This window comes from Candidatus Krumholzibacteriia bacterium (assembly GCA_035268685.1).
Classification (GTDB): domain Bacteria; phylum Krumholzibacteriota; class Krumholzibacteriia; order JAJRXK01; family JAJRXK01; genus JAJRXK01.
This window is the reverse complement of the sequence record DATFKK010000148.1, coordinates 22,233-28,664: the sequence shown is the minus strand read 5'-3', so window position 1 is coordinate 28,664 and position 6,432 is coordinate 22,233. Positions and strand designations below refer to the sequence as shown.

7 protein-coding genes are annotated in these 6,432 nt (G+C 69.1%); 3 read left to right on the top strand and 4 right to left on the bottom strand.

Annotation, left to right across the window (positions count from 1 at the left end; all coding sequences use genetic code 11):
* Positions 1-319: 319 nt before the first annotated feature.
* Positions 320-1,498: a hypothetical protein gene (locus tag VKA86_14065; GenBank protein HKK72336.1), complete on the bottom strand. Its 1,179-nt coding sequence runs from the start codon at positions 1,496-1,498 to the stop codon at positions 320-322.
* A 265-nt stretch (positions 1,499-1,763) separates the two neighbouring features.
* On the opposite strand from VKA86_14065, the gene VKA86_14060 reads away from it, so the two are divergent.
* Genes VKA86_14060 through VKA86_14050 form a run of 3 tightly spaced genes read left to right on the top strand, consistent with a single transcriptional unit; the run spans position 1,764 to position 4,765 of the window.
* Complete coding sequence (locus VKA86_14060; protein HKK72335.1) at positions 1,764-2,282, top strand: hypothetical protein; 519 nt, start codon at positions 1,764-1,766, stop codon at positions 2,280-2,282.
* A 34-nt stretch (positions 2,283-2,316) separates the two neighbouring features.
* The gene (locus VKA86_14055) at positions 2,317-4,044 is read left to right on the top strand and encodes a HAMP domain-containing sensor histidine kinase (protein HKK72334.1); all 1,728 of its coding nucleotides are present in this window, start codon (positions 2,317-2,319) and stop codon (positions 4,042-4,044) included.
* A gap of 22 nt (positions 4,045-4,066) precedes the next feature.
* On the top strand, positions 4,067-4,765 hold the full coding sequence (locus VKA86_14050) for a response regulator transcription factor (GenBank protein ID HKK72333.1): 699 nt from the start codon (positions 4,067-4,069) through the stop codon (positions 4,763-4,765).
* Between the two features lie 7 nt (positions 4,766-4,772).
* Here VKA86_14050 and VKA86_14045 read toward each other — a convergent pair whose 3' ends face one another.
* The 3 genes from VKA86_14045 to VKA86_14035 form a co-directional block, all read right to left on the bottom strand.
* Positions 4,773-5,087 (bottom strand): hypothetical protein, encoded by a 315-nt coding sequence (locus tag VKA86_14045; protein HKK72332.1) that lies wholly within the window; start codon positions 5,085-5,087, stop codon positions 4,773-4,775.
* Positions 5,084-5,680 (bottom strand): sigma-70 family RNA polymerase sigma factor, encoded by a 597-nt coding sequence (locus VKA86_14040; protein ID HKK72331.1) that lies wholly within the window; start codon positions 5,678-5,680, stop codon positions 5,084-5,086. Before VKA86_14040 ends, VKA86_14045 begins: the two co-directional genes overlap by 4 nt.
* A 143-nt stretch (positions 5,681-5,823) precedes the next feature.
* On the bottom strand, positions 5,824-6,420 hold the full coding sequence (locus tag VKA86_14035) for a hypothetical protein (GenBank protein ID HKK72330.1): 597 nt from the start codon (positions 6,418-6,420) through the stop codon (positions 5,824-5,826).
* Between the last annotated feature and the right edge of the window lie 12 nt (positions 6,421-6,432).

Below are 6,432 nucleotides of genomic sequence, written 5' to 3'. Positions count from 1 at the left end.
AGCGATCATCCGACCACTTCCACGACCACGATCCTCGATCCCCACAGAGCTTCCACTTCCGCACCGGAAACCACGGTGAGCATCGGCGACGAGATCGCCATCGAGCGACTTCCACCGCGGAAGTGAGCGAAACGAATGTCGTCCTCGAATCCGGCGCCCAGCGCCCAGCGCCCAACACCCGCGCCCAGCGCCCAGGCCCCCAGCGCCCAACACCCGCGCCCAGCGCCCAACACCCGCGCCACCGCGCCACCGCGCCCAGCGCCCAGCACACCCACACCCACCACCCACGACACCACCCACACCCGACACCGCGAACCGCTCACCTGCCCGTCATCACCGTGCCGAACGCCACACCCTCGATCGTCAGGCCGTTGAGCACGAAGTCCCATTCGGCCGCGCCGAACTCCGCGTGGGCGGGCGCCCAGTCCATCTGCAGCAGGTAGCGGCGGAGGCCGTGGGGATACGAGACGGTGACGAATTCGCGCACGGCGTCGTCGGGGTTGCGCGCGACGCCGCGGGCGCGATGGACGGCCGTACCGCCGACATCGATGGTCGAAAGGACCATGTCGACGGGCACGAGACCGTCGCGCGCGAGGACTTCCAGCACTCGGGACCGCACGACGTCGCTGCCGTCGCGGCCGGGCAGGCGGGGTGACAGCGTCACGCGCAGGCGACAGCGTTCGGCCGCGTGCCGTGCGTCGACGAAGTCGCCGGGCAGCGGTTCGCGGAAGCTCCAACCGGGTGCGCGCATCTCGAGGTCGAGGCCGTAGGTCGGATTGCGGTAGTAGGGCTCCATGGCCACGGCGCGTGACGCATCGACGGTGCGGGCCTCGAGCCAGTGGCCATGGACGATCCAGGCGAAGAGTCCACCGGCCAGGATCATCGCCATGACCACGGCCTGGGCGGGGACGAGCCATGACGGCAATCTCGCAGCGGGACGCGCTTCGTCGTCGCGCCGCCTGCCGATCACGAGTGCGAGCCGCCAGCCCCAGAGGGCGAGGCCCAGGGGTACGACCTCCGCCAGGAAGACGAGCGAGGCCGGCAGCCACAGCAACAATCCGACATGGCCGATCACGCCGGCTGCGAAGGCCACTCCCGCGGCCGGCTTCTCGTCCATCCGCCAGTGTCCGACTCCGAAGCCGACCAGGTTCAGGAAGGCGGCGGAGCGCGGGGAGACCTGGAACGGCCGCCGGGCGGCCCAGCGGGGCTCGCGGGCTCGCAGCGGTGCGTCGACGACGGCGAACAGGGCCGACCAGATCCCGACCCGCCCCACGAGCCAGGCCAGCGACGCGAAGTCTTCCGGCAGTACGCCGCGCAGCGCCACGGCCAGCGACGGGCAGCCCACGACGAGAGCCAGCAGCCAGGCTCCCGTCCGCCCGGATCCGAGCAGAAGATGCCCGCTGCCGGGCAGGAGCGCACTCGCTGCCGCGATCAGGCTGATCGGCTTGCGGGGTCGGACGGCGCGCGACGGTCGTTCGAACAAGTCCCGGGATTCCATGCGGCTCTCCGTGGAGAGGTGGCGCCCTGTGTGGTGCGCTGCGGTCCCGGCGCAACCGCCGGGCCGTTCGGGACGAACCCTTCCTCACGAGAGCGAGAAGCGTTCCAAACCGGCTAAGATCTTCGGTCACGGACAGTTTGCAACGCCTTCACAGCTGCGATACACCCCCGTCCGGAGCTCTCGCTATACTGTGGATTGCCGGTCGCCATGACCTGCCCGACTCCCCGCAGCCGCTGTCCGCCGCCCCCGGCGAGGTCCTTCCACCATGCACACCGATGTCCACGGAACCCGGCGGCGCATCCTGGCGCTGAGTCTCGTGCTGCTCGCGATCACGGTCGGGCCAGCGCGGGCCGGCGATGCACACCTGCCACAGGGCAAGGGCGAGTGCCTGTCGAGTCGCATGGCCAACGACCTGCTCGAGTGCCAGCATTGCCAGGCGATGAAGCGTCTGCTCAACCACGGCGGGATCGGCGACGTCACCATGGAGATCCACGAGCTCGACACCGGGGCGATCGTCCAGATCGAGGCCGGCGATGCGGCTGCGCTCGAGCTGGTCCATTCGATGGTCGAGGCGATCTGGAATACCGAGACCCACTGCGAGACCGAGCTCAGCTCGACCTGCGAGGCGCGCTTCCATCACCTGGGGCGCTGCGAAGTGGACCGGGCCCTGACCTCGCACGGCGCGCTCGTCGTGCTCCGGGCCGACTCGCCCGAAGACGTGGCCTGGCTTCGCGAGGACGCGCGCAACACGCGCAGCTACGTCCTGGCCGCTGCCTCCCGCTGAAGGTCGCCGCGGCCGGCGGCGGAGGTCCTCCATCGTGCGCCTGAACGATTCCCGCTGGACCCTGCCGCTCACGTTGCTGTCGATCGCACCCCTCGTCGTGATCGGCGCGCTCGTCGTGCAGCGACTCGGCGAGGTGAACGAACAGCGCTACGACCAGGAGGTCGTGGCGGCACGCTACGCCGCCGAACTGACCGTCGACGAGATCCGGGACGCGTTGCGTGATCAGCTCCGTCCCTGGCGGGAGTCGCTCACCTACGCGCACGGTCAGGGCGAATCCGCCTTCGGTGCCAAGCTCCAGAGGATGTTCCTGACCAGCGCCCTGATCGACGTTCCGCAGTTCGTCGACCGGGCGGCCATTCGCAGTGGCACGGACCTGGACGACCCGCATCGCTGCGAGAAGATCGTCGCAGCTGCGCTTCGCGCGGCGCTCGTGGAGCAAGGGCGCGAGCGCATGGGCTTCGATCCCGAGCAGGGGGCCTTCGCCCGGCCGTTGGTGGTCGACGGCGAAGAGGTCCGGGCGGGAACTCCCTTGCAGTGGTTGCACGTGGACCTCGACGGTCCCATTGCATCCGGATGCACCGATTGCGCCGAGCAGTTCGAACGGATCGGCGCGCCGATCGACGACCGGACCTGGGCGCTGCTCACCTTGAGCTTCCCCCTGCCCGGCGGCTCGGGCATGCGACCGGGTCTGTTCGGCGCCGTGGTCCCCACGCGTCCGCTCCTGCGTGACGTCGTCGCACCCGCGCTCGAGCGCTGGACCCGCGGCCACGACGCCCTCCCGCGGCACGGACTCCGTCTGGCGACCGAGGACGGTGCTCTGATCCTGCCCGGCGCCCGGGACGACCGGGCGCCGGCGCCCCTGCGCACCGGCCAGGCGCTCTACACCGCCGGGGTCCTGGGCGAGGGAGCACCGTGGCGCATCGAGGTCGTCGCCCTGAGTGGTTTCGACGCCGCCCGTGTCCGTGCCGAGAACGGTCGTTGGACCTTCGGGATGATCCTGGCCGCGCTCGCCCTGGTCACCGGCGGGATCGTCTTCGCCCGGTCGTTCCTGCACCAGATGGAGAACGCCCGCCTGCGCCGGCACCTGCTCAGCAACGTGGGCCACGAACTCAAGACACCGCTCTCGCTCATCCGCCTGTACAGCGAGACTCTCGAGAGCGGTCGTGCGAGGACCGACGAGGACCGTGCCCGCTTCCTGGGCATCATCGGGCGCGAGGCCAAACGGCTCAGCCACCTGATCGACAACCTGCTCGACGTGCAGCGGATCGAAGAGGGTCGCAAGCAGTACGCCTTCGCCCAGGTGCGGCCCGATCGCGTGGTCCGCGACACCGTCGAGGCCTATCGCTTCCAGTTGACCGAGGCGGGCTTCGATCTGCGGATCGACGTCGACGACGATCTGCCCTTGACGTACCTGGACGAGGAAGCCGTCGCGCAGGCTTTGATCAACCTGCTCGACAACGCCGCCAAGTATTCCGACACCACCCGTGAGATCCGTGTGCGCGTGGCGCGGCGTCACGACGCCGTGTGCGTTTCCGTACAGGACCGCGGCATCGGGATTCCGGCCCGGGAACAAGAGAAGATCTTCGAGAGTTTCTACCGGGTGGAGAAGTCCGACGTCCACGACGTGAAGGGCAGCGGACTCGGTCTGGCGGTCGTGGCCCACGTCGCGCGCGCCCACGGTGGGCACGTCGAGGTCGACAGCACACCGGGTCGGGGGAGTACCTTCACCCTGTGTCTGCCCACTGGTTTCGAACCGTCCTGAACCGTCTGCCCGGAGGTCCCCGGTGACGCGCTCCGTGATCCTGCTGGTCGAAGACGAGCCCTCCATGCGCGAGGGTCTGACCCACAACCTCGAGTTCGAGGGCTACGAGGTCCGCACCGCGGCCGACGGGCCCGGCGGGCTCGAGGCGGCGCGAGCCGGCGACGTCGATCTGGCGATCTTCGACGTCATGATGCCAGGTCTCGACGGCTTCGAGTTGCTCGAGCGGCTGCGCGGCAGCGGCTTCGACAAGCCCGTGCTCATGCTCACGGCCAAGTCCATGGAGCAGGACAAGCTCCAGGGTTTCCAGCTGGGCGCCGACGACTACGTCACCAAGCCCTTCAGCGTGCTCGAGCTGATCGCCCGCGTGAAGGCATTGCTGCGCCGCCAGGACGGTGCGGACGGCGAGCCCGGCAAGCTCGATCGTTACACGTTCCGCGACATCGAGATCGACTTCGTCGCCATGGAAGTTCGCAAGGGTGGCGCGGCGATCGACTGCTCGCTCAAGGAGATGGAGCTGCTGCGGCTGTTGATCGACCGCAAGGGCGAGGCGGTGAGCCGCAGAGAGCTGCTGACGCAGGTCTGGGGCTACGAGGAGACCTCCATGCCCACCACACGTACGATCGACACGCACGTGGCGCGGTTACGTAGCAAACTGGGCGGTGACGACGGCTGCGATTTCATCCGCACCGTCCACAAGGTCGGCTACAAGTTCCAGGACTGAGCGGCGCTCAGGCGATCCACATGCCCACGAGCACGCCCAGGATCAGGGCGACCGGGATCGCGGCCACCGTCAGTCGCCAGCGCCGGCGCACCGCGGTCGACTGCTCGGCCTGCACCGTCCGGCACACCCGCGCCACGAGGTCGGGCGGGGCCGCCTGGCGCCGCCGCGACCGCATGGAATCGACGAACGCCTGCAGAGCCTTCAGCGTGCGTTGACACGACGGACACCGCGACACGTGCTCGGCGATCTGCGGCTCCCAGTTGCGACCGCCGGGGTCGTCGTGGATCGAAGCGATCGAGCGCTCGTGCGTCGGATCGGTCATGCGTCCACCCCCTCGCCGTCGCGGCCTTTGCCGCACAGCCCCAGTTGCAGCCGCTGGCACAGTTCCACGTAGAGCCGCTGCCGGGCCCGGTGCAGGCGCGATCGGATCGTGCCCACCGGGACCTCGAGCGCTTCGGCGGCCTCTTCGTAAGACATCCCCTCGACGTCGACGAGCTGCACCGTGGCCCGCCAGGTCGGCGGCAGGACCTGCATGCACGCGTCGTAGTCGTCGTCGAGGGCTTGTTCGAACACCAGGGGATCGAACTCGGTCACACCCAGCGCGGAGTCGTCGAGTTCCTCGTCGTCGATCGAACTCGTGGGACGCCGGTTGTCGTAACGGACGCGGTCGAGGAAGGTCGTGTGGACGATCCGGGCCAGCCAGCTGCGCAGGTTGTCGGCGTGCTGCAGCCGCGGAAAGGCCTTCAGAGCGCGCAGGGCGGCGTCCTGGACGAGGTCGTGGGCCTGGTCCTCGTCGTGGGTCAGGCTCCGTGCCATGCGATAGGCGACGTCCACGTGCGGAAGCACCTCGCGCTCGAACCGCCGGGCGTTGGTTTCCGGGGTCTCCGGACTGAGGTTGGTCTCGGCCATTCCCATGGGGGGTGGTTCGGGTCGGTGCGCGAGGTCACCGGGAATCTAATCCCGAACCGGCCGATTGTCAGAGTCCGGGGGCCGGGAGCCGCGATGCACATACGAGGGTCGTCTGTCCGAATGCGACTCCCGACCGGACCGGTGACGGCTCAGTACCCGATCTTCACTCCGCCCCAGCTGCGGACCTCGGTGTCGACCACCGGCTCCTGCGGCTCGACCTTGCCGTCCCAGCGGTGGTCGTAGCCGGACGCAGTGGCCGGACTGGTGTTGACGACGAAGGCCCAGTTCTCCCGGTCGGACGGCCGGAAGTCCGAGATCCGGCTTCCCCCCGTCCAGTCGACCAGGCCCGAGCCACTGCCCAGCGTTGCCGTGAACTGGGTGATGGCCAGCGACTCCACTTCGCCGGTCAGCAGGGCCGTTCCGTCGGTGAAGGTCGAAGCATCGGCGAAGTCGGCCGGCGTGCCGTCGTCCTCGTACAGGGCGATGGTGCCGGTGACCAGGCCGGTCGTGTTCCCCGAGATCAGATCCACGTCGAGCGATTCGACGACGATCGTGTACTGGAAGCTGGCGAAGTCCAGGGGCAGGGGCGTGTCGACCCCCGGGTCCCCCACGACGGCGACCATCGTCACGACGTCGCCCACCGTCGTGTAACCCGTGGCCTGGCCGTCGAAGTCGAAGAACTGCTGCGCACTGGCGGCCGACGGTGCGAGCAGGGCGAGGGCGAGGGCGAACGAGAACAAGCGCATGAAAGGGACCTC

Bases quoted from the DNA above. Each gene is read 5' to 3' on its own strand.
- VKA86_14060 (HKK72335.1), top strand. From the start codon at position 1,764: ATGCACACCGATGTCCACGGAACCCGGCGGCGCATCCTGGCGCTGAGT.
- VKA86_14065 (HKK72336.1), bottom strand. From the start codon at position 1,498: ATGGAATCCCGGGACTTGTTCGAACGACCGTCGCGCGCCGTCCGACCC.
- VKA86_14045 (HKK72332.1), bottom strand. From the start codon at position 5,087: ATGACCGATCCGACGCACGAGCGCTCGATCGCTTCGATCCACGACGAC.
- VKA86_14040 (HKK72331.1), bottom strand. From the start codon at position 5,680: ATGGGAATGGCCGAGACCAACCTCAGTCCGGAGACCCCGGAAACCAAC.
- VKA86_14035 (HKK72330.1), bottom strand. From the start codon at position 6,420: ATGCGCTTGTTCTCGTTCGCCCTCGCCCTCGCCCTGCTCGCACCGTCG.